Genomic DNA, 25,595 nt, shown 5'->3' with positions numbered 1-25,595 from the left:
TCTTTCCGAACCGATCGTCCCTTGGCAGGTTGGTGCCGACGCATCAATTTGCAGCGAGGCCCCGTATGGACCCGATCATCGATTTCCTGAACACGATCTTCTGGGGCTATGTCCTGATCTACGGCCTGCTTGCCGTCGGGCTGTACTTCACGATTCGCCTCGGCTTCCTGCAGTTCCGCCACTTCCCCGAGATGTTTTGCTGCGTGATGGGCTCTGGCGAAAGTGACAAGAACGGCATCTCGCCGCTGCAGGCGCTGACCGTCAGCCTCGCCAGCCGCGTCGGCACCGGCAACATCGCCGGCGTCGCGGTGGCGATCTACCTTGGCGGCCCGGGGGCGGTTTTCTGGATGTGGATGGTCGCGCTGGTGGGCATGGCCACGGCCTATGCCGAAAGCACGCTCGCGCAGCTCTACAAGACCCACGGCGCGGGCGGGATGTATCGCGGCGGTCCCGCCTTCTATATCGCGCGCGGGCTGGGGATGCCCTGGCTGGGGGCGGTGTTCTCGGTCTGCCTGATCATCGCCTTCGGTCTGGTGTTCAACGCGGTGCAGGCGAACTCGATCGCCGAGGCCTTCGAGGGCGCCTTCGGCGTGCCGAAACTGGCCGTGGGCCTTGGCCTTGCGGTGCTGACCGCGATCATCATCTTCGGCGGCATCCCGCAGATCGCCCGCGTGGCCGAGATCGTGGTGCCGTTCATGGCCGGGATCTACCTGCTGCTGGCGATCGTGGTGCTGGCGCTGAACATCACCGAGGTGCCGGCGGTGCTGGGCCAGATCGTCGGCGGCGCCTTCGGGCTTGGGCAGGCCGCGGGCGGCATCGCGGGGGGGATCGCCGCCGCGGCGATGAACGGCATCAAGCGCGGGCTCTTCTCGAACGAGGCGGGCATGGGCTCGGCCCCGAACATCGCCGCCGTGGCCACCCCCGATCCGCACCACCCCTCGAGCCAGGGCTTCGTGCAGGCGCTGGGGGTCTTCATCGACACGCTGCTGGTCTGCACCGCGACGGCGATCATGATCCTGCTGTCGGGCGTGGTCGAGCCGGGCTCGGGCATCACCGGCACCGCGCTGACCCAGTCCGCGCTGGAGCACCACTTCGGCAGCTTCGGCGACATCTTCATCGCGGTGGCGATCTTCTTCTTCGCCTTCACCTCGATCATCGGCAACTACGCCTATGCCGAGAACGCGATGGACTTCCTGGGCCTCGGCAACAAGGCCGGGCTCTCGGTGCTGCGGGCCGTGGCGCTGCTGATGGTGGTCTGGGGCGCGATGCAGGCGGTCGCGACCGTCTTCAACTTCGCCGATGCGGCGATGGGGCTGATGGCGACGATCAACCTGATCGCGATCGTGGCGCTGTCGGGCACGGTCGCGGCGGTGACGCGCAGCTATCTGAACCAGCGCCTGATCGGCAAGCAGCCGCGCTTCCACCTGTCGGATCACCCGGGTCTGGCGAAGGGCGTCGACCCGACGATCTGGAAGTAAGGCGCGCCCAACGCCACGCCGCTTTGACTTCGCGCGCCCCGCTTGCTAGCAGGGGCGCGCAATTCTTTGAGGACGCGGATCATGGACGGGCTCGACGCGCTGAAGGCCAAATATCTGGAAGGCGTCTCGGGCGCGGGCGACGAGGGTGCGCTGGAAGAGCTGCGGCTGGCGGCGCTGGGCAAGAAGGGCGAGATCAGCCTGATGATGCGCGAGCTGGGCAGGATGAGCCCCGAAGAGCGCCAGACCACCGGCGCCGCGCTGAACCGCCTGAAGGACGAGATCGACGCGGCGCTGCGCGCCAAGAAGGCGGCGCTGGCCGATGCCGCGCTGGATGAACGCCTGAAGGCCGAGTGGCTCGACGTCACCCTGCCGGGCCGCCCCCGTCGCATGGGCACGATCCACCCCGTCAGCCGGGTGATGGACGAGGTGACCGCGATCTTCGCCGACATGGGCTTCGCCGTGGCCGAAGGCCCGCAGGTCGAAAGCGACTGGTTCAACTTCGACGCCCTCAACATCCCGCCGGAACACCCCGCCCGGCAGGAACACGACACCTTCTTCATGGCGCGGGCCGAGGGCGACAACCGCCCGCCGCATGTCCTGCGCACCCACACCTCGCCGGTGCAGATCCGCGCGATGACCGAACAGGGCGCGCCGATCCGCGTCATCGCCCCGGGCCGCGTCTACCGCATGGACATGGACCAGACCCATACGCCGATGTTCCACCAGATCGAGGGCCTCGCCATCGGCAAGGATATCTCGATGGCGAACCTGAAATGGGTGCTGGAAGAATTCTTCACCGCCTATTTCGGCGTGAAGGTGAAGACGCGCTTCCGCGCCTCGCACTTCCCCTTCACTGAGCCCTCGGCCGAGGTCGACATCCAGTGTTCCTGGGTCGATGGCCAGCTGCGCATCGGCGAGGGCGACGGCTGGATGGAGGTTCTGGGCTCGGGCATGGTGCACCCCAAGGTGCTGGCGGCGGCGAATGTCGACCCGGCCGAGTGGCAGGGCTTTGCCTTCGGCATGGGCATCGACCGGATGGCGATGCTGAAATACGGCATCCCCGACCTGCGCGCCTTCTTCGAGAGCGACCTGCGGTGGCTCAAGCACTACGGCTTCACGCCGCTTGATGTGCCGACCGTCTTCGGCGGGGTATCGGCATGAAGCCCGTCAATCTGGCCGAGAAGCTTTCGACCTTCTCCGAGCACTGGTCGCCGAAGATCGTCGCTCAGTACAACGGCAACGACGTGATGGTCGTGAAGGCGCAGGGCGAGTTCGTCTGGCATTCCCATGACGACACCGACGACCTGTTCCTGGTCCTGAAGGGGACCATGACGATCCAGATGCGCGAGGGCGACGTGACGCTGGGTGCGGGCGAGATGTTCGTGGTGCCCGCGGGCGTCGAGCATTGCCCGATGGCCGCCGACGAGGTGCATCTGATGATCATCGAGCCGCGCAACACCCCGAACACCGGCGACGTCGCGACGGCCGTCAAGAAGATCGAGATCTGACATGAAATTCACCCTCTCCTGGCTGAAGGGCCATCTCGAGACCGAGGCGAGCCTCGACGAGATCCTCTATGCGCTGACCGACCTCGGGCTCGAGGTCGAGGAGGTCACGAACCCCGCCGCCAAGCTGGAAACCTTCACGCTGGCGAAGGTCGTGCATGCCGAGCAGCACCCCGATGCCGACCGGCTGCGGGTCTGCCGCGTGATGACCGACGAGGGTGAAAAGCAGATCGTCTGTGGCGCCCCGAACGCCCGCGCCGGCATCACCGTCGTGCTGTGCAAGCCCGGCGACTACGTCCCCGGCATCGACACCACGCTCGGCGTCGGAAAGATCCGCGGCGTCGAAAGCCACGGCATGATGGCCTCGGAGCGCGAGCTGGAGCTTTCCGACGAGCACGGCGGGATCATTGAGCTGCCCTCGGGCGAGGTTGGCCAGAAGTTCGTCGACTGGCTGGCCGCGAACCGCCCCGCCGCGGTCGATCCGATGATCTACATCAAGATTACCCCGAACCGCCCCGATGCCTTGGGCGTGCGCGGCATCGCGCGCGACCTCGCGGCGCGGGGCCTCGGGGTCCTGAAACCGCTCAAGGTCGAGCCGGTCGCGGGCACCTTCCCCTGCCCGGTGCCGGTGACGCTGGCCCCCGAGGTCAGTGAAAAAGCCTGCCCGCATTTCCTCGGCCGGGTGATCCGCGGCGTGAAGAACGGCCCCTCGCCGGACTGGCTGCAACAGCGCCTGACCGCGATCGGCCTGCGTCCGATCTCGGTGCTGGTGGACATCACCAACCTCTTCACCTTCGACCTGAACCGGCCGCTGCATGTCTTCGATGCCGGCAAGGTCGCGGGCGGGCTCACCGTCCGCTCGGCGCGCGAGGGCGAGAGCCTGCTGGCGCTCGACGGCAAGACCTATGCGCTGAAGCCCGGCATGACCGTGATCGCGGCCGGCGAGAAGGTGGAAAGCCTTGGCGGCGTGATGGGTGGCGAAGAGACCGGCTGTTCGGACGAGACCACCGAGGTCTTCCTGGAAGCCGCGTTCTTCGACCCGATCCGCACGGCCACGACGGGCCGCGCCCTACGCATCAACTCGGACGCGCGCTATCGCTTCGAGCGCGGGATCGATCCGGCCTTCACCGCCGACGGCATGGAACTGGCGACGCGGATGATCCTCGATCTCTGCGGCGGCGAGGCTTCAGACGTCGTGACCGCCGGTGCCGCCCCCGACACCACGCGGGCCTACAAGCTGGACACCGCGCGTGTCATCAGCCTGGTGGGGATGGAGATCGCGCCGGAAACCCAGCGCCAGACGCTGGAAGCCTTGGGCTTCGTGATGGACGGCGACATGGCGACGCCGCCCAGCTGGCGTCCCGATGTGCTGGGCGAGGCGGATCTGGTCGAAGAGGTTGCGCGGATCGCCTCGCTGACGAAGCTCGAGGGCAAGCCTATGGCGCGGGAAGCCGCAGGCGTGCCGCAGCCGATCCTGACGCCGATGCAGATGCGCGAGAAGACCGCGCGCCGGGCGCTGGCGAGCCTCGGCTACAATGAATGCGTCACCTACAGCTTCATCGACGGCGCTTCGGCGGCGCTGTTCGGCGGCGGCTCGGACGCGGTGCGGATCGAGAACCCCATTTCCTCGGAAATGACCCACCTGCGGCCCGACCTGCTGCCGGGCCTGCTGGCGGCGGCAGCGCGCAACCAGGCGCGGGGCTTCGCGGATCTGGCGCTGTTCGAGATCGGCCCGGTCTTCGCGGGCGGCGAGCCGGGCGAGCAGAGGCTGGCGGCGGCGGGCCTGCTGGTCGGCGCCTCGGCCCAGCGGGACACGTTCGGGACGCGCCGTCCCGTCGACCTCTACGATGCCAAGGCCGACGCCGAGGCGGTGCTGTCCGCGATCGGCGCGCCCGCGCGGGTGCAGGTCACCCGCAAGGTGCCGGGCTGGTTCCACCCGGGCCGCTCGGGCGTGATCGCGCTAGGGCCGAACGCGATGGCGGTCTTTGGCGAGGTGCATCCCAAGGTGCTGCGCGAGATGGGCGTGAAGGGCCCGGCGGTGGCCTTCACGGTGCTGCCGGAATCGGTGCCGTTCCCGAAGGTGAAATCCGCCACCCGGCCCGCGCTGAAGCTGTTGGACCTGCAGGCGGTCGAGCGCGACTTCGCCTTCGTGCTGGACGCGGGTGTCGAGGCGCTGACGGCGGTCAACGCCGCAGCCGGGGCCGACAAGGCGCTGATCGACAGCGTGCGCGTCTTCGACCAGTTCACCGGACCCGCGGCCGAGGCGCAGATGGGGCAGGGCAAGAAGAGCCTCGCCCTGACCGTGCGGCTGCAGCCGACCGACAAGACGCTGACCGAAGAGGACATTGCGGCGGTGTCGGCGAAGATCGTCGAGAAGGTGGCCAAGGCAACCGGCGGCACGCTGCGCGGCTGACGAAAACAAGGTCGGGGGGCGAGCCCCCCCCCCGGGCCCCCCGCGCCCGGGCGTTTCCTGTTGCCCGCGCCCCGGCGCTACCTGTTGACGGTGTCGAGCGGGTAGACCGTCGAGGATTTCAGCCATTCCATCGCGAAATGCGAAGTCAGGTTCTTGACCGGAACGGCATCGGTCAGCGTTTTGTAGAACCGGTCGTAGCCTTCCATGTCGCTGACCGCGACGCGCAGCAGGTAGTCCATTTCACCGGCCAGCCGGAAGGCCTGCATGACCTCGGGCAGGCGCGCGACGGTCCGAGTGAAGGTGTCGCGCCACTCGGGCGTATGATCCGCAGCCTCGATCCCCACGAAGACCGTCAGTCCCAGTCCGATCCGCGCGGGGTCCACCACGGCCACGCGCCGGGTGATGATTCCCGCCGCCTCGAGCTTCTGGATCCGCTTCCAGCAGGGGGTCTGCGACAGGCCCACCCGGTCGGCGATCTGCGCGATCGGCAGGGTCGCATCGGTCATCAGTTCCGAGAGGATCTTGCGATCGATCAGGTCGAGCTGGTCCATTCCGGTCTCCCTTGGGGCTGCGAGTCGCGAGGATGCCAGAAAACATCTAAATGTCGATAGGTTTGGTGTAGATTTATTCCAACCCCGCCCGAGCGCGTTGATTCCCTTCCGGATTGGGGCTAGGGGTGAGGAATGATCACGCAGAAGGCCAAATACGCGCTCAAGGCGCTCATGGTGCTTGCCGACGAGAAGGCAGGCGATGGCTCTGCCTTGCGCATCGAAGAGATCGCCAAGCGGTCGGGCGCGCCCAAGCGCTTTCTCGAACACATCCTGCTCGAAATCCGCAATGCCGGGATCATCGCCTCGACCCGCGGGCGGGCCGGCGGCTATGAGCTGATCAAGCCTGCGGCCAGCGTCCAGCTGTCCGAGATGCTGCGGCTGATCGACGGGCCGATCGCGCCCTTGCCCTGCCTCTCGCGCCGGGCCTACCAGCGCTGCGAGGATTGTTCGGACGAGAACAGCTGCCGGATCCGGCGCCTGTTCGCGGAAGTGTTCTGGTCCTACCTCGTCCTGATCGAGTCGCTTACCTTGGCCGATCTGGTGGCGCAGCCCAGCGTGGCCGAAACCGTGCTGCAGGCCCCCGCCGCAGTGTAGCGGAAAACACGCATCTTATCAGATGATTGGCTCTGACTCGTCGCGGCGGGCGGGGTTTCCTGCGCGGTATCCGCTTCTGCGCGTCCGCGTCGAAAGAGAATAATTCCCCAAAATCACGACAAAGATTGACGTGTTTATTCGCTTGATAAACACGAGCGAGTTGGTCGTAATTAAGCCATCCCCGGCACGGTGCCGGTGGCAGATGGAGGCACCAGAGATGACCATCTCGATCCATGGCTGGGGCGGACCCGCCTCGGGACATATCGCGGCCGCCGAAACGCCGGCGCCGCTCTATTCGATCCAGCTTGTCGACCGCCGCACCGGACGCGCCCACCGCGTCAATGGCCGCACGCTGACCGTGTTCAGCCGCGACCCTGCAGGCGCCGTGGCCGAGTTGCTCGAAGGCCGGGACCGCCGCAACTGGACCCCGCGCATCGAGGCGCTCCAGACCCGAAACCGCAGCCGCTGAGGCAGGACCCATGAAACAGCTCACCCTTTCCGCGCTGGCAGCGCTGCTGCTGTCCACCCCGCTGACCGCCCAGGCGCAATCGCTGCTGAACGTCAGTTATGACCCGACGCGCGAATTCTACCGCGCCTACAACGCTATCTTCGAAGACCACTGGAAGGCCGAGGGGCATGACGCGGCGCAGCTTCAGGCGTCGCACGGCGGCTCGGGCGCACAGGCGCGCGCCGTGATCGACGGGCTCGATGCGCAGGTGGTCACGCTGGCGCTAGCGTCGGACATCGACCGTATCGCCGATGCGGGCAAGCTTCCCGCCGACTGGCAGGGCAAGCTGCCGCACAATTCGTCCCCCTATACCTCGACCATCGTCTTCCTGGTGCGCGACGGCAATCCGAAGGGCATCAAGGACTGGGGCGACCTGACCAAGGACGGGGTCGAGGTCATCACGCCGAACCCGAAGACCTCGGGCGGGGCGCGCTGGAACTACCTTGCCGCCTGGGCCTGGGCCGAGAAGAACGGCAAGGACCCCAAGGAATACGTTAAAGAGCTGTTCACCCATGTGCCGGTGCTCGACACCGGGGCTCGCGGCGCGACCACGACCTTCGCGCAGCGGGGCATCGGCGACGTTTTGCTGGCCTGGGAGAACGAGGCCTATCTGGCGCTGGCCGAGCTGGGCGAAGATCAGTTCGACATCGTCGTGCCCTCGGTTTCGGTGCTGGCAGAGCCGCCGGTGGCGCTGGTCGAGGCCAATATCAAGACGCCGGAGCAGCGGGCGCTGGCCGAGGACTATCTGAACTACCTCTATTCGCCCGAGGCGCAGGCGCTGGCCTTCAAGAACTACTACCGCGCCTGGGATGCCTCGGCGGCCGAGTCGGCGGATGTGGACCGCTTTCCCAAGCTGGACCTTGTGACGATCGAGGATTTCGGCGGCTGGAAGAAGGTGCAGCCCGAGCATTTCGGGGATGGCGGCATCTTCGACCAGATCTACACGGCGAAATGACATGACCCGCGCCTGGCCCCGCCTTGTCGCCCGCTCGCCCATGCCCGGTCTCGGGCTGGCGGGCGGGATCACCCTGACCCTGCTGTCGCTGGTGGTGCTGCTGCCGATGGCGGCCCTGATCGCGCGGGGCCTGTCCTTCGGCCCGGCGCAGATCTGGGCCACGATCGCGACCGAGCGCGTGGCCTCGGCGCTGTTCCTGTCGTTCCGGCTGGCGCTCATCGCGGCGATGTTCAACCTGGTCTTCGGTGTCGCGCTGGCCTGGGTGCTGGTGCGCTACCGCTTTCCGGGCCGCCGCCTGATCGACGCGGCGGTCGATTTGCCCTTCGCGCTGCCCACCGCCGTCGCCGGGATCGCCTTGACCGCGCTTTACGCCCCGAACGGCGCCTTCGGCGAGATCGCCAAGGAGTTCGGCCAGCGCATCGCCTATACGCAATGGGGTATCCTCGTCGCGCTGATCTTCGTGGGACTGCCCTTCGTCACCCGCACCGTGCAGCCCGTGATCGAGGATCTCGACCGCGAGGTCGAGGAAGCCTCGGCCACGCTGGGCGCAAGCCGGGCCCACACGCTGCGCCATGTCGTGCTGCCGGCGCTGACGCCCGCGGCGCTGACCGGCTTCGCGCTGGCGCTTGCACGGTCGGTCGGCGAATACGGCTCGGTCATCTTCATCGCCGGTAACATCCCGATGAAGACCGAGATCGCGCCGCTGCTGATCGTCATCCGCCTCGAGGAATTTGACTATGGCGGCGCCGCGGCGATCGGGATCGCGATGCTGCTGATTTCCTTCGCGCTGCTGCTGCTCATCAACGCGGTCCAGGTCTGGAGCCGCCGGAGAATCGGTCATGTCTGACGCCTCTGCCGCCCCGCGCTTCGCCCGCCGCGAGGTGACGACCGAAACCCCGCTGTTCCGCGCGGGCCTGATCCTGACCGTGATCGCGATCCTTGCCCTGCTGCTCTTCGCCCCGCTCGTCGTGGTCTTCGCCGAGGCCTTCTCGGACGGATTCGCTGGCGTCGTTCAGGCGCTGCACGAGCCCGACGCGCGGGCGGCGATCCGGCTGACGCTTTGGGTCGCTGCCATCTCGGTGCCGCTGAACGCGGTCTTCGGCGTGGCCGCCGCCTGGCTGATCACCAAGTTCGATTTCCGCGGCAAGGCCTTCCTGATCACGCTGATCGACCTGCCGTTCTCGGTCTCGCCGGTGGTCGCGGGCCTGTGCCTCGTGCTTCTGTTCGGCGCGAACAGCGCGGTGGGCCACTGGTTCGTCGCCGCGGGCTTCCCCATCGTCTTCGCGTTGCCGGGCATCGTCGCGGCCACGCTCTTCGTCACCTTCCCCTTCATCGCACGCGAGCTGATCCCGGTGATGATCGAGCAGGGCCGGACCGAGGAAGAGGCCGCGCTGACGCTGGGGGCAGGGGGCTGGCGCGTGTTCTTCACCGTGACGCTTCCGAACATCCGCTGGGCGCTGCTCTACGGCGTGCTGCTGTGCAACGCCCGGGCGATGGGCGAGTTCGGGGCGGTCACCGTCGTTTCGGGCCGGATCCGGGGCGAGACCGCGACGATGCCGATCGCGATCGAGATGCTCTACAACGAATATCTTTCGACCGCCGCCTTCACCCTCGCTGCCGTCCTTGCCGCGCTCGCGCTGGTGACGCTGGCCGTGAAGACCGCGCTGGAATGGCGCTTCGCCGACCAGCTGGCCGCCACCCTTCGCCATTGAGGTCCCGCATGCATATCGAGATCGACGAAATCGCCAAGACCTTCGGCCAGACCGTGGCGCTGCACCCGGTCAGCCTGTCGATCCCATCGGGGGCGCTGGTGGCACTGCTCGGCCCCTCGGGGTCGGGAAAGACCACGCTGCTGCGCATCCTCGGCGGGCTCGACTACCCCGATGCCGGGCGTCTGATGTTCGACGCGCGCGATGCGACGGGTCTTTCCGTGCAGGAACGGCGGGCAGGCTTCGTCTTCCAGTCCTACGCGCTGTTCCGGCACATGACCGTCTTCGACAATATCGCCTATGGCCTGCGCGCCCGCCCGCGGCGCGAGCGTCCGCCGGCGGCCGAGATCGAGCGGCGGGTTCAGAAGCTTCTAACGCTGATCCAGCTGCCTGACATCGGCAAGCGCTATCCTTCGCAGTTGTCCGGGGGCCAGCGCCAGCGCGTGGCCCTGGCCCGCGCATTGGCGATCGAGCCGCGGATGCTGCTTCTGGACGAGCCCTTCGGGGCGCTCGACGCCAAGGTCCGCAAGGAGCTGCGCACCGGCCTGCGCGAGATCCACGATGCGACCGGACTGACCACCGTCTTCGTAACCCATGACCAGGACGAGGCGATGGCGCTGGCGGATCTGGTGGTGGTGATGTCGATGGGCCGGATCGAGCAGATCGGCCGCCCGCAGGACCTGCGCGCCCGCCCGGCCACGCCTTTCGTGCGCGAATTCCTGTCGGCCTGATTTTCAGAGAATGCCGTGGGATCGGTCCGGCCCTGGCCGGGCCGCGCCACGCCGTTGCCCCGGGTCCTGACCATCCTGCCGCCCGAATGACGACAGGAGAAGACATGGGTTTCCTTCGGCGCCTGTTTCCCCCAGCCCGCCCGGGCTGCGACGCCTTCGTGCTGCGCCTTGGCGATCTGGTGACGGGAGAGCATCCCCGGCGGGCCGCGCTCCGCGCCCGCCGCTGGCCAAGCCCGTTCAGAAGTCCGGCGTGACCTCGGGCAGCTTCAGTTCCTTCATCAGGTCGCGCAGCTCCTGCCGGGCCGCGACGTTCGAGATGTTCAGGTTCTCGACGCCGATGTCCTTCAGGTCCAGCAGCGTCAGGCCCCGCGGGAACAGTTCGCGGAAGATCACGCGCTCTGAGAAGCCGGGCGCGACGCGGAAGCCGATGCGGCGCGACAGCGACGACAGCGCCTCGCCGACCTTCTTCTTGTTGTGCATGTGCTGGGCGCCAAGACGGTTGCGCAGCACGATCCAGTCGATCGGCTTGAGGCCCGCGCGGGCGCGCAGCTGGCGGGCGTTCCAGACCATCTCGGAATAGATCGAGGGGCCGAGCACCTTGCCCGAGTCGGGATCGGTGCGCGCCAGCAGGTCGAAGTCGATGAAGCTGTCGTTCAGCGGCGTGATCAGCGTGTCGGCCAGCGAATGCGCGACTTGGCTCAGCCGCGTGTGCGAGCCGGGGCAGTCGATCAGGATGAAGTCGCAGCCTTCGTCCAGCTCGGCCACGGCCGCCGACAGCTTCATGTCGAAGATGTTGTCGTTCGGGCCGACCAGCGCCTGGTCGATCTCGGGCAGTTCGCGATACTCGGGCGTCGGCAGCACCAGCCCTTCGCGCGCCATGAAGGCCCGGCGGTTCTCGAGGTAGCGCCCGAAGCTCTTTTGCCGCACGTCGAGGTCGAGTGCCCCCACGCGCCAGCCCATCCGCGCCAGCGCCGTGGCCACGTGCATGCTGGTCGTCGACTTCCCCGAGCCGCCCTTTTCGTTTCCGGTGACGATGATGTGCGCCAAACCGAATCCCCCGATGTCTATCCGTGTGCCCCTAGCCCGTGGCCACCGACTATATGTTGAGGGGTGCGCGATGGAAAGTGAAAGCCTGTGGGCAAGTCCCGATTCAGCGCGTCATTCCCTCGGGCTGCGGCATCGGGGCCGCAGGCTCGTGGTCGTCCTCGCGGGCATGGTCGATCATGTCGCGCAGCATCTGGCTGACATGGGCGTCGGTCAGGGCGTAGAGCACATGCCGCGCCTGCTTCTCGCCGCGCACCAGACGGGCGGCCCGCAAGAGCCGCAGGTGGTGGCTGACCAGCGTCTGGCTTGCTCCCACCGCCTCTGCGATGGCGCCGACGGCCATCGGCCCCCCGAGGCAGGCGATCAGGATCCTGAGCCGCGTCGGATCGCCCAGAAGCCGGAAGGTCTCGGCCAGAAGGGTGATCTCGTCCCCGTCCGCGGTCGCGTCGGCGCGGCTCATGCGTGACCCCGCGCGAGATGGCAGGTGAAGCCGGGCTGCGGGTCGATCTCGATCGTCGTGTGGCCGATGCCGAAGTGGTGCTGAAGCGCGTCCCGGACCGCAGCCTTCACCGCGAAGGGATCGGTGCCGTCGGTCACGCCCAGATGCAGCGTCGCCATCGCCTTGCCCGAGGTGATCGACCAGACATGGACATGTTCGACGAAGGCGACGCCGGGCAACTGCTCCAGCTCGTGGCGGATCGCTTCGGTCTCGACACCCTCGGGCGTGCCCTCCATCAGGATGTGCATCGAGGCGCGCAACAGCGCCCAGCCAGAGCGCAGCACCAGCGCCGACAACAGCACCGACAGCACCGGGTCGAGCCAGCTCCAGCCCGTGGCCCAGATCCCGAGCGCCGCGGCGATCGCGGCGACCGAACCCAGAAGGTCGCCCATCACATGCAGCATCGCGCCCTTGATGTTCACGTGGTCGGTCGCGCCCCGGCTCAGGACCCAGAACACCAGGGCATTCACGCCCAGCCCCGCAACCGCGACCCAGAACATCGGGCCGGTCAGGACGACATGCGGTTCCATCAGCCGGCGGATCGCCTCGTAGACGATCCAGGCGGTCAGCACGATCAGCACCAGCGCGTTGACGAAGCCGGCCAGCACCTCGAAGCGGTGATAGCCGAAGGTCTTGCGGGCCGAGCGCCCGCGGCGGCCGAAGCGGAAGGCGGCCCAGGCGAGCGTCAGCGCGGCGGCGTCGGTCATCATGTGCCCGGCATCGGCGATCAGCGCGAGTGAGCCGGACATGAGCCCGCCCACGACCTCGGCCAGCATGAAGCCCGCGGTCAGGATCGCGGCGGCCAGCACGATCTTCTCGTTGCTGGCCGTCAGCTCCGGTGCGTGGCTGTGCCCCGGCCCGTGATCGTGCCCGTGGTCATGGCCATGCGAATGCCCATGGCCATCGGAGCGCCCATGCCGGCACTGCTTGTGGCCATGGTCATCGTGCGCGGGGGCGGGGTGGGCGTGATCGTGGGGCATGGGCTCGCGGCGAGGATTCGATACATGAACACGTGTTCACGCATTTTGATCCGGCGCAAGAGCAAGGCCCCGAAGATGCTCCTGAAACGGAAAAGGCGCGCCCGGGGGCGCGCCTGTCCTGTTCGCTGCAGCTTTGGCTCAGAAGCCGAGGCCGGCGTACTTGTTCTTGAACTTCGACACGCGGCCGCCGGTGTCCATCAGGCGGGCCGAACCGCCAGTCCAGGCGGGGTGGGCCAGCGGGTCGATGTCGAGCGACATGGTGTCGTTCTCTTTGCCCCAGGTCGAGCGGACCTGATAGACGCTGCCGTCGGTCATCTTCACGTTGATGAAGTGATAGTCGGGGTGGATGCCGTCACGCATGGGTCAGCTCCTCACTCGGCCTTGGGCTTGTAGTTGGTGTCTTCGGCGATACGCGCCGACTTACCGCGACGCGAGCGCAGGTAGTACAGCTTCGCACGACGCACGCGACCGCGACGGACCACTTCGATCGAGTCGATGTTGGTCGAGTACAGCGGGAACACGCGCTCGACGCCTTCGCCGAAGGAAATCTTGCGCACGGTGAACGAGGCCGAGATCGTCGCGCCGCCTTTGCGGGCGATGCAGACGCCCTCATAGGCCTGCACGCGCGAACGGGTGCCTTCGGTCACCTTGTAGCCGACGCGGATCGTGTCGCCGGCCTTGAAGTCCGGGATGGACTTCCCGAGAGCCGCGATCTGTTCGGCCTCGATCTGAGCGATAAGGTTCATCGCCAGTCTCCTTGTTTGCTCGCGGTGTTGTCCGCGAAGGTGAGGCGTCCTCAGAGCTCTCGGTCTTCATCCGGGTCCGTGTTGTGCTTGGCACACCACGCCCGCCAGAGATCAGGACGGCGTTCTTTCGTCAGCCTTTTGGCCATGGCCCGTCGCCAGTCGGCAATTCGCGCATGGTGACCGGATTGAAGAATTTCCGGGATCGCGCGGCCATTCCAGACGGTGGGTTTCGTATACTGCGGGTGTTCAAGAAGTCCGTCCGAAAAGGATTCCTCCTCGGTGGACGCCTGATTCCCGAGCACGCGCGGTATAAGCCGGACCGTCGCGTCGATCAAGGCCTGTGCCGCGATCTCGCCCCCGGTCAGGACGAAGTCGCCAAGGCTGATCTCCTCGACCCCGTAAGCCTCCAGCACGCGCTCGTCGACGCCCTCGAACCGGCCGCAAAGCAGGGTGACGCCCTCGGCCCGGCTCAGGCGCTGCGCGCAGGCCTGATCGAACGGCTTGCCGCGCGGCGAGAGATAGATCACCGGCCAGGCGGCACGGTCGGCGGGCGCGCCGGTCTGCGCTTCCTGGATGGCGCGCGCGACCACGTCGGCCTTCAGCACCATGCCTGCGCCGCCGCCCGCGGGCGTGTCGTCGACGTTGCGGTGCTTGCCCTCGCCGAAGGGGCGCAGGTCGATGGTTTCCAGATACCACAGACCCATGTCCAGCGCCTTGCCGGTCAGCGACTCGCCCAGAACGCCGGGGAAAGCGCCGGGGAAGAGCGTGATGATCTTCGCCGTCCAGGCGCCGCGGACCCGGCCCGGCCCCTCCATCAGCGCGCGCGGCGTGATCGAGGTCGAGATCGCCAGCCGCCCGTGCGACTTCATCACCGTGGGCGCCGCGCCATGCGATTTCATGGCCCGCGCCTTCGGGCCGGGTGCCGAAGCGGGCGGGGTGGGCGTATCGTCGTCGCTCATCTCAGATCTCTTCGGGCAGATCGGCGATGATCCGGCCCGCGGTCAGGTCGACGGTCGGCACCGCCTCGCGGGTGAAGGGGATCAGCAGCGGCTGGCGGCGTCCGGGGCCCGTCACCTCTAGGATGTCGCCTGCGCCGTGGTTGTGCACCGCGCGCACCGTTCCCAGCGCCACGCCGCCGACGTCCAGCACCGGCAGGCCGATCAGGTCGGCATGGTAGAATTCGTCATCGGGCAGCGAGGGCAGCTTTTCCCGGTCGGCCCAGAGGGTCACGCCCTTCAGCGCATCCGCCTGCTCTTTGGTCGCGACACCGCCAAGCCGGGCGCCAAGTCCGCCGGTGACGGGGCGTGTCAGCTTGACCGAGAAGACCTTCGCACCGTCTTCGGAATAGAGGGGGGCGTAATCGATGATCGCCTCGGGCTCGGCGCAGAAGCTTTTCAGCCGCACCTCGCCCGACACGCCGAAAGCGCCGGCGATGGCGCCCACGCAGACACGGTCCTGTTTCGTCATCGTCGTCCTCGCCCGGCTGCGTTCAGCGCGTCTCGATCGCCGGAAGGCCCCGGCGCGTTTCCCAGCCAAGCTTTTCCAGCTCTGGCCGGTCTTCCTCGGCCTCGGGGAAGCCGATGCAGAGATAGCCGATGAAGCGCCAGCCGTCAGGCACTTTCAGATCGGCCCGAAGCCGCTCGGGGTCGAGGATCGACACCCAGCCCAGCCCCAATCCTTCGGCCCGCAGCGCGAGCCAGAGGCAGGTGATCGCGCAGACCACCGAATAGGCGCGGGTTTCCGGCATGGTCCCGGCCCCGAGGCCGCGGCCCTTGGTGGTGCCCTCGTCGCACCAGACCGCAAGATGCACCGGCGCCTCGCGCAGCCCGGCCAGCTTCAGCCGGGCATAGAGGTCGGCGGCGTCGGGCTGCTGGCGGGCCAGCGCCTCGGCATTCGCGGCCTCGAAATTGGCAAGCGCCGCGGCTTTCGCCCCGGCGCTGTCGACGCGGATCACCCGCCATGGCTCCGATAGGCCCACCGAGGGTGCCCCGGCGAAGGCCGTCAGCGCGCGCGCAAAGGCCTCGTCGGGGACCGGATCGGTGCGGAACCGCCGCACGTCACGCCGCCAGTGGAAGAGCCGGTGCAGCTCTTCCACGAAGTCGGGCGCGAAGGGGGCGGGGCCGGTCAAGCCAATGATCCCGAACGGATCACTCGGCCGAAGCGGCCTCGGCCTTCTTGGCTTTCTCGGCAGCGCGGGCGGTGGCTTTCTTGCCCGGGACGGCCGATTTCGGGTTGTTGCGGGTGGCCTTCTCGCGCACGCCGGCGGCTTCCAGGAAGCGGGCGATACGGTCGGTCGGCTGGGCACCCTGCGACAGCCAGTACTGCACGCGCTCCATGTTCATCTGCACGCGGCGCTCGTCGTCCTTGGCCAGCAGCGGGTTGTAGGTGCCCAGCTTCTCCAGGAAGCGGCCATCGCGCGGCATGCGCGAGTCGGTGGCGACGATGGCGTAGTGCGGGCGCTTCTTGGAACCACCGCGGGCGAGACGGATCTTCATGGACATGGGTATTCTCCTTGGATGGGGTTTGCGGGCAGGTGCCCGTTATTTCTGCAGGTTCTCGTGATGCCTGATGACTTCGGAGATGATGAAGTTCAGGAATTTCTTGGCGAACTCGGGGTCGAGATCGGCCTCTTCCGACAGCCGCTCGAGCCGGGCGATCTGCACCGCCTCGCGCGAAGGGTCCGAAGGCGGAAGCTCGTGCTCGGCCTTCAGACGGCCGACCGACTGGGTGTGCTTGAAGCGCTCGGCCAGCGTGTAGACGAGGATCGCGTCCAGCCGGTCGATCGATTCACGATGCTCGCGCAGCAACTGGGCGGCGCGGGTGACGGCATCAGACATGGCAAGCCTCCGGGGTCGGGTGGCGGAAGACGAGGCAGGGCCTGTCGCCCGGATGCGCGGCGCCCCGGTCCTCGACGGCGCCCAGGCGACGCGCAAGGGCGATCGAGCGCGCGTTCTCGGGATCGATGTAGCTGACGGCCGTGTCCCAGCCGAGGGCGGCGAAGGCATGGTGACGCGCGGCGGCGGCGGCCTCGAAGGCATAGCCCTTGCCCTCGGCCTCGGCCGACCACAGCGTCCAGCCAATCTCGCGCTCGGGCCAGCCTTCGGGATACCAGGGGCCGGCCATGCCGAGCGCGACGTCGCTGCCCTTCTCGGTGAAGACGAAGCTGCCGAAGCCGCGGATCGCCCACATGCCGATCACATGCCCGAAGGCGCGGAACGCTTGTGCCCGGTCGAGCGGCCCGCCGATGAATCGCGACCGGTCCGAGCCGGAGAACGGCGCCCAGGCCTGCCAGTCGGCACCCTGCGGCGCGCGCAGCACCAGCCGTTCGGTCTCGAGGACCGGGGTGGGGGACAGCGCGACGGTCATTTCTTCTTTCCGAAGCCCCCGAAGCCGGAAAGCCCGCCCCCAAGGCCCGACAGGCCCGGCGGCAGCGGCGCCTTCGACAGGTCGGGGCCGCCGCCGGCCATGCGATCGCTCATCTGGCCCTGCAGAGACTTCGCGGCCTCTTCCATCTCGGCCGGGCTCATCTTCGACAGGTCCTTGGGCAGACCGCCCGGCATCTTGCCGCCGAACATCTGCATGGCCTGCTTGAGCATGCCGCCCTTGCCCATCTTGCCAAGCTTCTTCATCGCGTCGGCCATCTGCTTCTGCATCTTCAGCAGCCGGTTCAGCTCGGCCACGTCCAGACCGGCGCCGGCGGCGATGCGCTTCTTGCGGCTGGCCTGCAGAAGGTCGGGGTTGGCCCGTTCCTTCTTGGTCATCGAGTTGATCAGCGCGATCTGGCGGCGGATCGCCTGGTCGTTCATGCCAGAGGCCTCGGCCTGCTTGGCCATCTTGCCCATGCCCGGCATCATGCCCATGACACCCTGCATGCCGCCCATCTTGAGCATCTGCTCGAGCTGGCCCTTGAGGTCGTTCATGTTGAAGAGGCCCTTCTGGAACCGCTTCATCATCCGCTCGGCCTGTTCGGCCTCGAAGGTCGCCTGCGCCTTTTCCACCAGCGCGACGATGTCGCCCATGCCGAGGATGCGGCCGGCGACGCGCTCGGCCTCGAAGGTCTCGAGCGCGTCCATCTTCTCGCCGAGACCGACGAAGCGGATCGGCTTGCCGGTGATCGCGCGCATCGACAGCGCCGCACCGCCACGGCCGTCGCCGTCCATCCGGGTCAGCACGACGCCCGAGATCCCGACCTTGCCGTCGAACTCGGTCGCGACGTTCACCGCGTCCTGACCGGTCAGGCCGTCGACCACTAGCAGCGTCTCGCGCGGGGAGGCCACGTCACGGACCGCCTGCACCTCGTCCATCAGCACTTCGTCGATGTGCAGACGGCCGGCGGTGTCGAGCATGTAGACATCGTAGCCGCCGAGCGTCGCCTGCTGCTTGGCGCGCTTGGCGATCTGGACGGCGTTCTCGCCCTTGACGATCGGCAGGGTGTCGACGCCGATCTGGGTGCCGAGGATCGCCAGCTGCTCCATCGCCGCCGGGCGGTTGGTGTCGAGCGAGGCCATCAGAACGCGCTTCTTGTCGCGGTTCTTCAGGCGCAGGGCGATCTTGGCGGTGGTGGTGGTCTTGCCCGAGCCCTGCAGACCGACCATCAGGATCGGCGCGGGCGGGTTGTCGATCTTCAGGACGCCCGGATCCGCGTCGCCCTTCAGCGTGCGGATCAGCTCGTCATGGACGATCTTCACGACCTGCTGGCCGGGGGTGATCGACTTGGTGACCGCGGCGCCGGTGGCCTTGGCGGTGACGGCCTTCACGAACTGGCGGGCGACCGGCAGCGAGACGTCGGCTTCCAGCAGCGCCACGCGCACTTCGCGCAGCGCGACCTCGACGTCTTCGGCCGACAGCGCGCCCTGCTTGGTCAGCCGGTCGAAGACACCGGAGAGCCGGTCGGAAAGGTTCTCGAACATGGCGGCGCTCCTTGGCCCGATGCGTTGCGACGTGCCGCCGATGTAAGGCGACGGTGAGGAAATCCCCAGCCCTTCCTTGCGGAAACGATCAAAGCGAAGCGGCGCCCGTGGGCGCAACGCGCTGACGGACGGCGATCCCCCCGGATACGGGATGGGACCGGAAGCGCGAACTTCCGGGGAATTGGGCGCGGGTTACAGGCTGGGGGCGGAGGAGTCAAGCGTGACGGGCCGGGGAGGGGGCGCTGCCCCCGCGGCTGCGCCGCCCCCCGGAGTATTTCAGCCAAGCCGAATGTGCTTTCGGCTTGGCCCAAATACTCCCGCCGGAGGCGTCACGCCGGCGGCGCCCAGAGCACGAGGTCGATATGCGGCGCGGCGGTCGCCAGCATTACCAGCCGGTCGAAGCCCAGCGCGATTCCGCTCGTCGGCGGCATCAGCGGCAGCGCCGCCAGCAGTTCCTCGTCCAGCGGATAGCTCTCGCCATAGCGGCGGTGTTTCTCGGCCATGTCGGCGGTGAAGCGCAAGCGCTGCTCGACCGGGTCGGTCAGCTCGCCGAAGCCGTTCGCCAGCTCGACCCCGCAGGCGTAAAGCTCGAACCGCTCGGCGGTGCGCGGATCGTCTGTCGCACGACGGGCGAGGGCTGCCTCGGGTGCCGGGTAGCGGTCGAGGATCGTCGCCCGGCCATGGCCCAGATGCGGCTCGACCTTCTCGCCCAGCACGCGCGCAAGCATGTCCGACCAGGTGTCATCGGCCGCGCGGGCGACCCCCGTCGCGTCAAGCTGCGCCGCCAGCGCCGCGGCATCGGTGCCGCCGGACCCGTCGCAGGTCGCCAGCAGGTCGATGCCGGCGTGGCGGCGGAAGGCCTCGGCCACCGAAAGCCGCTCGGGCCGGGCGAAGGGATCGCAGGTCGCGTCGCGGAAGCGGAAGGTCCCGGTTCCCGCGGCGGTCGCCGCGATCCGCAGCAGGGCCGCGCAATCGTCGAACAGCACCTCATAGGCTGCGCCTGCGCGGTACCATTCCAGCATGGTGAACTCGGGCGCGTGGAGGACCCCGCGCTCGCGGTTGCGCCAGACATGGGCGAAGGCCGCGATCCGGGTCTCGCCGGCCGCGATCAGTTTCTTCATCGCGAATTCGGGGCTGGTGTGCAGGTAGCGGCGATGCGCGACCCCGTCGTTGCCGATGGCGTCGGTCCCGAAGGCGTGCAGATGCGTCTCGTTGCCCGGAGAGACCTGCAGGGCGGCAGGATCGACCTCGGTGAAATCCTCGTCCGCCAGCCAGCCGCGGATCGCGGCCTGGATGCGGTTCCTGGCCATCAGCGCGGGGCGGCGGTCGGCGTGGCGGGCAGGGGACCACCAGGGGGCATCGGTCATCGGGGGCCTCCGTCGCTCGGCTTAGTGCTGGAAATCTTCCGCCAGATGCGCTAGCGCCCTGACGATCGCGCCCGCACCTACGCCGGGTGCCAACGCATCACAAGATTGCCGAAGGAATTCGCGCCGTGAAAGTCATCGCCTCCTCGCTCCGCAAGGGCAACGTCGTCGAGATGGACGGCAAGCTCTATGCCGTTCTCAAAGCCGAGAACTTCCACCCCGGCAAGGGCACGCCCACGACCTCGGTCGACATGCGCCGCATCTCGGACGGGGTGAAGGTCGCCGAACGCTGGCGCACCACCGAGATGGTGGAAAAGGCCACGGTCGACGAGCGCGAATACGACTACCTCTATGACGACGCCGAGGGCTTCCACTTCATGGAGCCGAACACCTACGAACAGCTGGCCGTGTCCCCCGACGTGGTGGGCGACGACAAGGTGTTCCTGAAGGAAGGCGTCAAGGTCTACCTGCGCACCTACGAGGGCGTCGCCATCGCGATGGAACTGCCCGCCAAGGTCGTGGTCGAGATCGTCGAGACCGAGCCGGTGGTGAAGGGGCAGACCGCCTCGTCCTCCTACAAGCCCGCGATCGCCGACAACGGCGTGCGCGTGATGGTGCCGCCGCACATCGGCCCCGGCACCCGGATCGTCATCAACACCGAGGACCTGAGCTATCAGGGCCGCGAGAAGGACTGATCTCGGCCGCCACGGTCGGACGGAATGAGGGGGCGGTCCTGCGGGGCCGCCCCTTTTCGTTTGCCGCGCATCCGGCGCCGGCACGGGGGCGCGTAAGCATCCGCTTACGACCTGTCTCGTCATCGTTCCTCGCATCGACCGCGTCGGTTTCGCCGGGCAGGACGGCGGGGCCGCGGCGCCCGTTCCGGCGTCCGGTCATCACCCGGAGGATACAGAATGACGAAGACCGCCCCGCTGCAGACCGCCATCCGCGCCGCAGCCCTCGCCGCCGCGATCACCGCGCTGCCGGCCCTCGCCATGGCCATGCCGAAGGTCGGCGACAAGGTCGGCAACCCGACCGAAGCCAAGGCCGCGCTCGAGGCCGCGGGCTGCATGACGCCAGAGTTCGAGGCCGAGGACGGCAAGATCGAGGCCAAGTGCCACGACGCCGCGAAGAAACTCTACGAGGTCTATATCGACGCCAAGACCGGTACGGTCGCCAAGGTCAAGGAAAATGACTGAACCCCGGTCCTCGCTCGCGGCCTCGAAACGGGGGGGCGCCGCCGCGCCCCCCGACCCTTGGGACCCGCTGGTGCGCCTGACGCATTGGGCGGTGGCGGCGGGGGTGCTGCTGAACGGGCTGATCGACAAGCCCGGCGGCATCACCCATGTCTGGATCGGCTGGGCCATGGGCGGCCTTCTGGCGCTGCGCATCGGCTGGGGCTTTCTCGGGCCGGTCGAGGCGCGGTTCTCGTCCTTTCCGCTGAACCCGCGCGCGGGGCTGGCGCATCTGCGCGCGGTTCTGCTCGGCCGCCCGGGCGAGCATCCCTCGCACAACCCGGCCGGGGCGGTGATGGTCTACGCGCTTTGGGCCTGCCTCGGGCTGACCGTGCTGACCGGGCTGATCCTCACCGGCGGCGAAAGCCCGGTGACCATCGCCGAGCAGAAGGCGGCGGTCGCGGCGGGCGACTGGTCGGCGCTTGCGGCGGCGGGTGACAGCGCCGAGGATGGGCCCGTGAAGGAAGTCGCCGGTGAGGTGCATGGCGTGGTCGCGAACCTGATCCTGATCCTTGCGGCGGTGCATGTCGCCGGGGTGGCACTGGAAAGCCGCGCGCTGCGCCGCAACCTCGTGCGACCGATGCTGATCGGACGCCGCCGGCCGTGAGCAGCACGTCGGACAGCCGCCCGGATCGGCGCGAACCGTTGGCCCTGGCCAGCCTGCTGCTGGTTCAGGCGGTGGCGGCGGTCTTCTTCGTCGGGGATGCTCTGGCCGATCTGCTGGTCGATCCCCTCGCGCCGGAAAGCCTGTTCGAAGGCCTCGTCGCGGTGGCGCTGATCCTTGGGGTGGTGTTCTCGGGCTGGCAATTGCGCCGGACACTCGAGCACATGCAGGCGCAGGCGCGGGCGCTGGACACTGCCCGCGGCGCGCTGGCCGAGGTGGTGGGGCGCCAGTTCACCGCCTGGGGCCTGACCCCGGCCGAGCGCGATGTCGGCCTGCTGGCGCTGAAAGGCCTCGACGTGGCCGAGATCGCGGCGATCCGCGGCGCGGCCGCCGGCACGGTGCGCGCGCAGCTGACACGGATCTATGCCAAGGCCGGGGTCTCGGGCCGGGCGCAGTTCGCCGCCTGGTTCGTCGAAGACCTGCTCGACCAGGGCGTTACCGGGGCGCAGGGCCCTGCCCGAGGGTGGTGGTGACGGCTGTCCTTGCCGCGCCCTCTGCCAAGGCCCGGGCGGACATATCGGGCGGACGCGTGCGTGGGGTATGCCTCGCGCGCCGATGCTCTGGACGGCAGGCCCGAGCGGGCTGACGGCTGCCACCCGCGGCGGCTTCCGGCAGGCGCTTGCGTTGCGGGGCAGTGCCTTCGCCCGGGCTGCCACGCTCAGCGCTCGCGCGGGCGGGCGCGTGCCAGCCAGTCCGCAGCGCCTGATCCTCGGCCACGCCCTCTGCCTCGACCAGCACGAAGCTCCGCGGGCTGCGGCTGGCGCCGAGACGGAAGGGGCGCACATGGGGCAGGGTCAGCGCCTCTGCCGCGGCCTCGGGCCCGAGGCGCAGCAGCAGGTCGTCCCCGGCCACGCCGCAGATCATCGCGCCGTCCTGCAGGAAGACCAGCGCCCCCATCATCCGCTGCTCGCGGATCCCGGGCCGGTCGTCCAGCAGTGCCCGCAGCCGCTCGGCCAGGCCCGCGTCGAAGGTCATCAGCGCCGCGACCAGCGCCGCGGATCGGGACCGAGCTGGCGTTCCAGACGGTTGTAGAGGTCATCGAGATCGCGCCTCAGGTCCGGATCGACCGGGGCGCTGTCCAGCAACTCGCGGTTCGACAGGATGTAGGCGGTCAGCAGGTCGGTCTCGTCATAGGCCGGCCGGCCGTTGTCGATGACCGTCGGCGCGCCGCCGATATGCCAGTTCTCGACGGTGGGCTGACGGCGGCTGCGCTCGGCCTCGCGCGCCTCGCGGGTGCGGGCGGCCTCGGCCTCGGCTTCCGCGGCGCGGGTCTGCCGCTCGAGATGCGCGCGCTGCAGGGCCGCGATCTCGTCCGGGACCGCGCCCTGCTTCAGCCGGTCGTCCGCCACCGCGCCGAGCGCAGTGAGGAAGGCCTCGTCGAGGCGTAGGCAGCTGGTGGCCTGACTGCCGCCGGTGGGGCCAAGCGTGGTCATCTTTCCGCCGCTGAACCGCAGCGTGGTGGCGCCGCGGCTGACGACCAGCGTGCCGGGCTCGGGTTCGGTCACCTGCACGATGCGCCCGCCATCGGTCACGTCGCCGGTGCCCTCGCCGGTCACCGGCTCGATCCCGCCGCCGGGCGTGCGGCGGAAGACGAAGGGCGTCAGCGCGGCCTCGCCCTGCCGGCAGCCGAACACGATGTAGTCGGAGAGGGCGGGGGGCGTCTCGTCGGCCAGCGCCGAAAGCGGCACGAGGGCGAGGATCAGCGCGGGAAGGAAGCGGTTTCGGCTCATGGTGCCGCAAGCTTCGGGCCGACGGGCCGGCGCGTCAAGCGCGGGCAGCCCGTTCGGCCGGAGGTTCGGCCGGGCTGTTGCCGGCCGCGCGACGTATCCGGGGGGACGTCGCGCCGGGCGACGATCAGGCGTAATAGCCGAACATCTGCTCCAGCGCCGGGATCGCCTTCACCTCGGGGGCCGGGGCGGCTTCGGGCATGTAGTAGTCGGGCATCGCGGGAACCGGGGCGGCAGCCTTGGCGGCGGGGGCGGCAACTACCGACTTCGGGTCGTGGAAGGACATGGATCTTCTCCGTCTGTCTTTCCTCCCTGCCCGCTCAGATAGGGCCCGGCCGATGCTTCGACCACCGATTTATCCGCATGCGTGCCATGCTATCGCTGCAACGCAGCGACCTCGGGCGCGTTCTTCGCGAAGCGGTCCAGCAGCGTTGCGGCAAGGCCCTTGTAGTTGCCATCGAAGTGATGGCCGCCGGCGGTCTGGATCTGCGGCACCGAGTCCAGCGACGGATCCGAACAGGCGGAGTCCTTGCCCTCGTCCTTGCCCCAGACACAGAGCGTGGTCGCGACGGGCAGCTTGGCCACCGCCCCCACGATGTCGGCGCTGCCGGACTGCACGCCCAGCCAGCCGGTGACATGGACGCGGAAGTCGGTGGTCCGGCCCGGTGCCAGCAGCGCGGTCAGGGCGACTCGGTCGCGGATCCCCTGCGGCAGCAGCGGCTGGGCGAAGGGCAGCACGTCCGCCCCGAAGGAATAGCCCAGCAGCATCACCTGCAGCCTGCCCGACGGGTCTGCCGAGGTGATGGCGCGGGAAAGGTCGGCCGCGATGGTGCCCGGCTGCTTCTGCGCCCAGAAGTAGCGCAGCGAATCAAGGCCGACGACCTGGATCCCGTCCTTCTGCAGCAGGTCACCCAGCTGCATGTCGATGTCGCGCCAGCCGCCGTCGCCCGACAGCACCACCGCCAGCGCGCGCGGCGGCACCGGCGCCCCGGTCCGCGACTGCGCCGGCAGCTGCACCAGCGGCAGCGCCGCATCCTCGCCCCGCGGGGCCAGCCGGTCGAGCGCGGCTGTGATCTGGTCGGCCGGCGCCCCGGCATCGGGTTCGACGGCCAGCGTCGGATTGCCCCTCGCCATCGCCTGGAAGCGCGGCAGGTCCTGCGGCCCGGCGAACAGCACGGCCTGACCCTGCAGCGGCTCCGACAGCCCGGCCTCCCAGTCGCCCGCGGTGGTGCGGGTCATGGTCGGCACCGGGCAGAAGGGCACCGGCATGTCGATGCGGTCGGTGAAGCCGGTGCCGATCGCGCCGGTCAGGGTGTTCGGGGGGGCGTTTCCGAACGACAGATAGGCCAGCGTCGAGCCGGGGCCGGTCCCGGTGAAGATCGGCTGGAAGTAATCGCTCATCCCCAGCGCGCGCTGCGCCGCCGCGGCGATGTCGCCGACATCGCCGGCGAGATAGATGCAGTCCTGATGCTCGGCCACCGCGCGGTCGGCGACCGCCTTGCGGAAGCGCTCGGTGTCGACGGTCAGCACCACCGCGCCCGCCTTCACCAGCGCCGCGGGCACCCCGTCCTCGCCGTCCGAGAAATGCACCACCACCGCGCGCGGCGTCACGCCCTTCGGCGGGGCATAGACCGGGATGTCAGAGAGCAGGCGGACCGAGACATGGGCGGCCGGCACCGGCAGCGCCTCGGGACGGGCGCGCCAGGCCTCGAGCCCGGCGATGCCGAGGCCAAGGCACAGCAGGGCCCCGGCTGCGAAAAGGGCAAGGCGGCGAAGGCGGGGATGGGGCATGGCGGGCTTCCGGGGCAGGTCTTCCCGCCCTCAATCGGCGCGAAAGATTACAGGAAGCTCACAGGGGCCATAATTCGTCCGAAGACAAGCGCGGCGAAGGGCAGGGGCACCGAAGCGCGGGGGGGCGCGGGGGGGCTCGCGAGCCCCCCCGACCTGTTTTCTTTAGCTGTCCTTCGGCAACACACGCAGCCGCA

The 25,595-nt window shown here is 68.7% G+C and carries 32 protein-coding genes; 14 read left to right on the top strand and 18 right to left on the bottom strand.

Going from position 1 to position 25,595, the window contains the following annotated elements; all coding sequences use genetic code 11:
• Positions 1-65 precede the first annotated feature (65 nt).
• The 4 genes from V8J36_RS17380 to pheT all read left to right on the top strand — a co-directional run bounded on the left by V8J36_RS17380 (position 66) and on the right by pheT (position 5,396).
• Positions 66-1,478, top strand: a complete 1,413-nt coding sequence (locus V8J36_RS17380) for an alanine/glycine:cation symporter family protein (protein WP_336468590.1) — start codon at positions 66-68, stop codon at positions 1,476-1,478.
• Between the two features lie 81 nt (positions 1,479-1,559).
• Positions 1,560-2,639, top strand: coding sequence for a phenylalanine--tRNA ligase subunit alpha (pheS, locus tag V8J36_RS17375; RefSeq protein ID WP_336468589.1), 1,080 nt, complete (start codon positions 1,560-1,562; stop codon positions 2,637-2,639).
• Entirely contained in the window at positions 2,636-2,986 is a 351-nt protein-coding gene (locus tag V8J36_RS17370; protein WP_336468588.1) for a cupin domain-containing protein, read from the top strand. Before pheS ends, V8J36_RS17370 begins: the two co-directional genes overlap by 4 nt.
• A 1-nt stretch (position 2,987) precedes the next feature.
• Positions 2,988-5,396, top strand: a complete 2,409-nt coding sequence (gene pheT, locus V8J36_RS17365; RefSeq protein WP_336468587.1) for a phenylalanine--tRNA ligase subunit beta — start codon at positions 2,988-2,990, stop codon at positions 5,394-5,396.
• Between the two features lie 77 nt (positions 5,397-5,473).
• Here pheT and V8J36_RS17360 read toward each other — a convergent pair whose 3' ends face one another.
• A complete protein-coding gene (locus tag V8J36_RS17360; protein WP_336468586.1) occupies positions 5,474-5,947 on the bottom strand; it encodes an Lrp/AsnC family transcriptional regulator in 474 nt (157 codons plus the stop codon).
• A 132-nt stretch (positions 5,948-6,079) separates the two neighbouring features.
• Between V8J36_RS17360 and V8J36_RS17355 the strand changes: the two genes are divergently transcribed.
• The 6 genes from V8J36_RS17355 to V8J36_RS17330 all read left to right on the top strand — a co-directional run bounded on the left by V8J36_RS17355 (position 6,080) and on the right by V8J36_RS17330 (position 10,444).
• Positions 6,080-6,541, top strand: a complete 462-nt coding sequence (locus V8J36_RS17355) for an RrF2 family transcriptional regulator (RefSeq protein ID WP_336468585.1) — start codon at positions 6,080-6,082, stop codon at positions 6,539-6,541.
• Positions 6,542-6,758: 217 nt separating this feature from the next.
• Positions 6,759-7,010, top strand: coding sequence for a hypothetical protein (locus V8J36_RS17350; protein ID WP_336468584.1), 252 nt, complete (start codon positions 6,759-6,761; stop codon positions 7,008-7,010).
• 10 nt (positions 7,011-7,020) lie between these two features.
• The gene (locus V8J36_RS17345) at positions 7,021-8,004 is read left to right on the top strand and encodes a sulfate ABC transporter substrate-binding protein (RefSeq protein ID WP_336468583.1); all 984 of its coding nucleotides are present in this window, start codon (positions 7,021-7,023) and stop codon (positions 8,002-8,004) included.
• Position 8,005: 1 nt separating this feature from the next.
• Positions 8,006-8,851, top strand: a complete 846-nt coding sequence (cysT, locus tag V8J36_RS17340) for a sulfate ABC transporter permease subunit CysT (RefSeq protein ID WP_336468582.1) — start codon at positions 8,006-8,008, stop codon at positions 8,849-8,851.
• Positions 8,844-9,716, top strand: a complete 873-nt coding sequence (gene cysW / locus V8J36_RS17335; RefSeq protein ID WP_336468581.1) for a sulfate ABC transporter permease subunit CysW — start codon at positions 8,844-8,846, stop codon at positions 9,714-9,716. Before cysT ends, cysW begins: the two co-directional genes overlap by 8 nt.
• Positions 9,717-9,724: 8 nt before the next feature.
• On the top strand, positions 9,725-10,444 hold the full coding sequence (locus V8J36_RS17330) for a sulfate/molybdate ABC transporter ATP-binding protein (protein ID WP_336468580.1): 720 nt from the start codon (positions 9,725-9,727) through the stop codon (positions 10,442-10,444).
• 237 nt (positions 10,445-10,681) lie between these two features.
• On the opposite strand, the gene V8J36_RS17325 is transcribed toward V8J36_RS17330, so the two are convergent.
• From V8J36_RS17325 to epmA, 13 genes are all read right to left on the bottom strand, one after another.
• Positions 10,682-11,491 carry a division plane positioning ATPase MipZ gene (locus V8J36_RS17325; protein ID WP_336468579.1) on the bottom strand — a complete coding sequence of 270 codons (810 nt, stop codon included), beginning with the start codon at positions 11,489-11,491 and terminating at the stop codon, positions 10,682-10,684.
• A gap of 103 nt (positions 11,492-11,594) precedes the next feature.
• Positions 11,595-11,948: an ArsR/SmtB family transcription factor gene (locus tag V8J36_RS17320; protein ID WP_336468578.1), complete on the bottom strand. Its 354-nt coding sequence runs from the start codon at positions 11,946-11,948 to the stop codon at positions 11,595-11,597.
• Entirely contained in the window at positions 11,945-12,967 is a 1,023-nt protein-coding gene (locus V8J36_RS17315; RefSeq protein ID WP_336468577.1) for a cation diffusion facilitator family transporter, read from the bottom strand. The genes V8J36_RS17320 and V8J36_RS17315 overlap by 4 nt, the downstream gene beginning before the upstream one ends.
• A 138-nt stretch (positions 12,968-13,105) precedes the next feature.
• Positions 13,106-13,327, bottom strand: coding sequence for a 50S ribosomal protein L31 (gene rpmE, locus V8J36_RS17310; protein ID WP_336460587.1), 222 nt, complete (start codon positions 13,325-13,327; stop codon positions 13,106-13,108).
• Between the two features lie 11 nt (positions 13,328-13,338).
• Positions 13,339-13,713 carry a 50S ribosomal protein L19 gene (gene rplS / locus V8J36_RS17305; protein WP_336468576.1) on the bottom strand — a complete coding sequence of 125 codons (375 nt, stop codon included), beginning with the start codon at positions 13,711-13,713 and terminating at the stop codon, positions 13,339-13,341.
• A gap of 50 nt (positions 13,714-13,763) precedes the next feature.
• Positions 13,764-14,528, bottom strand: a complete 765-nt coding sequence (gene trmD / locus V8J36_RS17300; protein ID WP_336468683.1) for a tRNA (guanosine(37)-N1)-methyltransferase TrmD — start codon at positions 14,526-14,528, stop codon at positions 13,764-13,766.
• Positions 14,529-14,673: 145 nt separating this feature from the next.
• A complete protein-coding gene (gene rimM, locus V8J36_RS17295; RefSeq protein ID WP_336468575.1) occupies positions 14,674-15,180 on the bottom strand; it encodes a ribosome maturation factor RimM in 507 nt (168 codons plus the stop codon).
• A 22-nt stretch (positions 15,181-15,202) separates the two neighbouring features.
• Positions 15,203-15,841, bottom strand: a complete 639-nt coding sequence (gene bluB / locus V8J36_RS17290) for a 5,6-dimethylbenzimidazole synthase (protein ID WP_442902507.1) — start codon at positions 15,839-15,841, stop codon at positions 15,203-15,205.
• Positions 15,842-15,860: 19 nt separating this feature from the next.
• Positions 15,861-16,214, bottom strand: a complete 354-nt coding sequence (rpsP, locus tag V8J36_RS17285) for a 30S ribosomal protein S16 (RefSeq protein ID WP_336468574.1) — start codon at positions 16,212-16,214, stop codon at positions 15,861-15,863.
• A gap of 39 nt (positions 16,215-16,253) precedes the next feature.
• Positions 16,254-16,550, bottom strand: coding sequence for a chorismate mutase (locus V8J36_RS17280; RefSeq protein ID WP_336468573.1), 297 nt, complete (start codon positions 16,548-16,550; stop codon positions 16,254-16,256).
• Positions 16,543-17,079: a GNAT family N-acetyltransferase gene (locus tag V8J36_RS17275; protein WP_336468572.1), complete on the bottom strand. Its 537-nt coding sequence runs from the start codon at positions 17,077-17,079 to the stop codon at positions 16,543-16,545. Before V8J36_RS17275 ends, V8J36_RS17280 begins: the two co-directional genes overlap by 8 nt.
• Entirely contained in the window at positions 17,076-18,623 is a 1,548-nt protein-coding gene (gene ffh, locus V8J36_RS17270) for a signal recognition particle protein (RefSeq protein ID WP_336468571.1), read from the bottom strand. The genes V8J36_RS17275 and ffh overlap by 4 nt, the downstream gene beginning before the upstream one ends.
• Before the next feature lie 329 nt (positions 18,624-18,952).
• Complete coding sequence (epmA, locus tag V8J36_RS17265) at positions 18,953-19,990, bottom strand: EF-P lysine aminoacylase EpmA (protein ID WP_336468570.1); 1,038 nt, start codon at positions 19,988-19,990, stop codon at positions 18,953-18,955.
• 125 nt (positions 19,991-20,115) lie between these two features.
• Here epmA and efp point away from each other — a divergent pair, with 125 nt between their 5' ends.
• The 4 genes from efp to V8J36_RS17245 all read left to right on the top strand — a co-directional run bounded on the left by efp (position 20,116) and on the right by V8J36_RS17245 (position 22,356).
• Complete coding sequence (gene efp, locus V8J36_RS17260; RefSeq protein ID WP_336468569.1) at positions 20,116-20,682, top strand: elongation factor P; 567 nt, start codon at positions 20,116-20,118, stop codon at positions 20,680-20,682.
• A 216-nt stretch (positions 20,683-20,898) separates the two neighbouring features.
• The gene (locus tag V8J36_RS17255; RefSeq protein WP_336468568.1) at positions 20,899-21,183 is read left to right on the top strand and encodes a PepSY domain-containing protein; all 285 of its coding nucleotides are present in this window, start codon (positions 20,899-20,901) and stop codon (positions 21,181-21,183) included.
• Positions 21,176-21,826: a cytochrome b/b6 domain-containing protein gene (locus V8J36_RS17250; RefSeq protein WP_336468567.1), complete on the top strand. Its 651-nt coding sequence runs from the start codon at positions 21,176-21,178 to the stop codon at positions 21,824-21,826. Before V8J36_RS17255 ends, V8J36_RS17250 begins: the two co-directional genes overlap by 8 nt.
• Entirely contained in the window at positions 21,823-22,356 is a 534-nt protein-coding gene (locus V8J36_RS17245; protein ID WP_336468566.1) for a helix-turn-helix transcriptional regulator, read from the top strand. The genes V8J36_RS17250 and V8J36_RS17245 overlap by 4 nt, the downstream gene beginning before the upstream one ends.
• Here the strand turns inward: V8J36_RS17245 and V8J36_RS17240 are convergent.
• The 4 genes from V8J36_RS17240 to V8J36_RS17225 form a co-directional block, all read right to left on the bottom strand.
• The gene (locus V8J36_RS17240; RefSeq protein WP_336468565.1) at positions 22,319-22,858 is read right to left on the bottom strand and encodes a TfoX/Sxy family protein; all 540 of its coding nucleotides are present in this window, start codon (positions 22,856-22,858) and stop codon (positions 22,319-22,321) included. The genes V8J36_RS17245 and V8J36_RS17240 overlap by 38 nt on opposite strands.
• A complete protein-coding gene (locus V8J36_RS17235) occupies positions 22,858-23,613 on the bottom strand; it encodes a hypothetical protein (protein ID WP_336468564.1) in 756 nt (251 codons plus the stop codon). Before V8J36_RS17235 ends, V8J36_RS17240 begins: the two co-directional genes overlap by 1 nt.
• 124 nt (positions 23,614-23,737) lie before the next feature.
• Complete coding sequence (locus V8J36_RS17230; RefSeq protein WP_336468563.1) at positions 23,738-23,896, bottom strand: hypothetical protein; 159 nt, start codon at positions 23,894-23,896, stop codon at positions 23,738-23,740.
• Between the two features lie 89 nt (positions 23,897-23,985).
• On the bottom strand, positions 23,986-25,401 hold the full coding sequence (locus V8J36_RS17225) for an AcvB/VirJ family lysyl-phosphatidylglycerol hydrolase (RefSeq protein WP_336468562.1): 1,416 nt from the start codon (positions 25,399-25,401) through the stop codon (positions 23,986-23,988).
• Positions 25,402-25,595: the final 194 nt, after the last annotated feature.

The sequence above is a fragment of the Frigidibacter sp. MR17.14 genome, from assembly GCF_037095735.1.
Classification (GTDB): domain Bacteria; phylum Pseudomonadota; class Alphaproteobacteria; order Rhodobacterales; family Rhodobacteraceae; genus Frigidibacter.
Note: the sequence above shows the minus strand (reverse complement) of the source record. Positions and strands in the feature narration are given on the sequence as shown.

What these genes read in the sequence shown, in the direction of transcription:
- epmA (WP_336468570.1), bottom strand. Translation starts at nt 19,990, where the DNA reads ATGACCGATGCCCCCTGGTGGTCCCCTGCCCGCCACGCCGACCGCCGC.
- V8J36_RS17230 (WP_336468563.1), bottom strand. Translation starts at nt 23,896, where the DNA reads ATGTCCTTCCACGACCCGAAGTCGGTAGTTGCCGCCCCCGCCGCCAAG.
- V8J36_RS17275 (WP_336468572.1), bottom strand. Translation starts at nt 17,079, where the DNA reads ATGACCGTCGCGCTGTCCCCCACCCCGGTCCTCGAGACCGAACGGCTG.
- V8J36_RS17350 (WP_336468584.1), top strand. Translation starts at nt 6,759, where the DNA reads ATGACCATCTCGATCCATGGCTGGGGCGGACCCGCCTCGGGACATATC.
- V8J36_RS17330 (WP_336468580.1), top strand. Translation starts at nt 9,725, where the DNA reads ATGCATATCGAGATCGACGAAATCGCCAAGACCTTCGGCCAGACCGTG.
- V8J36_RS17280 (WP_336468573.1), bottom strand. Translation starts at nt 16,550, where the DNA reads ATGTCTGATGCCGTCACCCGCGCCGCCCAGTTGCTGCGCGAGCATCGT.
- V8J36_RS17240 (WP_336468565.1), bottom strand. Translation starts at nt 22,858, where the DNA reads ATGACCTTCGACGCGGGCCTGGCCGAGCGGCTGCGGGCACTGCTGGAC.
- V8J36_RS17315 (WP_336468577.1), bottom strand. Translation starts at nt 12,967, where the DNA reads ATGCCCCACGATCACGCCCACCCCGCCCCCGCGCACGATGACCATGGC.
- V8J36_RS17255 (WP_336468568.1), top strand. Translation starts at nt 20,899, where the DNA reads ATGACGAAGACCGCCCCGCTGCAGACCGCCATCCGCGCCGCAGCCCTC.
- rpmE (WP_336460587.1), bottom strand. Translation starts at nt 13,327, where the DNA reads ATGCGTGACGGCATCCACCCCGACTATCACTTCATCAACGTGAAGATG.
- rimM (WP_336468575.1), bottom strand. Translation starts at nt 15,180, where the DNA reads ATGACGAAACAGGACCGTGTCTGCGTGGGCGCCATCGCCGGCGCTTTC.
- rplS (WP_336468576.1), bottom strand. Translation starts at nt 13,713, where the DNA reads ATGAACCTTATCGCTCAGATCGAGGCCGAACAGATCGCGGCTCTCGGG.
- V8J36_RS17370 (WP_336468588.1), top strand. Translation starts at nt 2,636, where the DNA reads ATGAAGCCCGTCAATCTGGCCGAGAAGCTTTCGACCTTCTCCGAGCAC.
- V8J36_RS17320 (WP_336468578.1), bottom strand. Translation starts at nt 11,948, where the DNA reads ATGAGCCGCGCCGACGCGACCGCGGACGGGGACGAGATCACCCTTCTG.
- pheS (WP_336468589.1), top strand. Translation starts at nt 1,560, where the DNA reads ATGGACGGGCTCGACGCGCTGAAGGCCAAATATCTGGAAGGCGTCTCG.
- V8J36_RS17235 (WP_336468564.1), bottom strand. Translation starts at nt 23,613, where the DNA reads ATGAGCCGAAACCGCTTCCTTCCCGCGCTGATCCTCGCCCTCGTGCCG.
- V8J36_RS17380 (WP_336468590.1), top strand. Translation starts at nt 66, where the DNA reads ATGGACCCGATCATCGATTTCCTGAACACGATCTTCTGGGGCTATGTC.
- pheT (WP_336468587.1), top strand. Translation starts at nt 2,988, where the DNA reads ATGAAATTCACCCTCTCCTGGCTGAAGGGCCATCTCGAGACCGAGGCG.
- ffh (WP_336468571.1), bottom strand. Translation starts at nt 18,623, where the DNA reads ATGTTCGAGAACCTTTCCGACCGGCTCTCCGGTGTCTTCGACCGGCTG.
- V8J36_RS17225 (WP_336468562.1), bottom strand. Translation starts at nt 25,401, where the DNA reads ATGCCCCATCCCCGCCTTCGCCGCCTTGCCCTTTTCGCAGCCGGGGCC.
- trmD (WP_336468683.1), bottom strand. Translation starts at nt 14,528, where the DNA reads ATGGAGGGGCCGGGCCGGGTCCGCGGCGCCTGGACGGCGAAGATCATC.
- cysW (WP_336468581.1), top strand. Translation starts at nt 8,844, where the DNA reads ATGTCTGACGCCTCTGCCGCCCCGCGCTTCGCCCGCCGCGAGGTGACG.
- V8J36_RS17345 (WP_336468583.1), top strand. Translation starts at nt 7,021, where the DNA reads ATGAAACAGCTCACCCTTTCCGCGCTGGCAGCGCTGCTGCTGTCCACC.
- V8J36_RS17355 (WP_336468585.1), top strand. Translation starts at nt 6,080, where the DNA reads ATGATCACGCAGAAGGCCAAATACGCGCTCAAGGCGCTCATGGTGCTT.
- V8J36_RS17360 (WP_336468586.1), bottom strand. Translation starts at nt 5,947, where the DNA reads ATGGACCAGCTCGACCTGATCGATCGCAAGATCCTCTCGGAACTGATG.
- rpsP (WP_336468574.1), bottom strand. Translation starts at nt 16,214, where the DNA reads ATGTCCATGAAGATCCGTCTCGCCCGCGGTGGTTCCAAGAAGCGCCCG.
- V8J36_RS17250 (WP_336468567.1), top strand. Translation starts at nt 21,176, where the DNA reads ATGACTGAACCCCGGTCCTCGCTCGCGGCCTCGAAACGGGGGGGCGCC.
- cysT (WP_336468582.1), top strand. Translation starts at nt 8,006, where the DNA reads ATGACCCGCGCCTGGCCCCGCCTTGTCGCCCGCTCGCCCATGCCCGGT.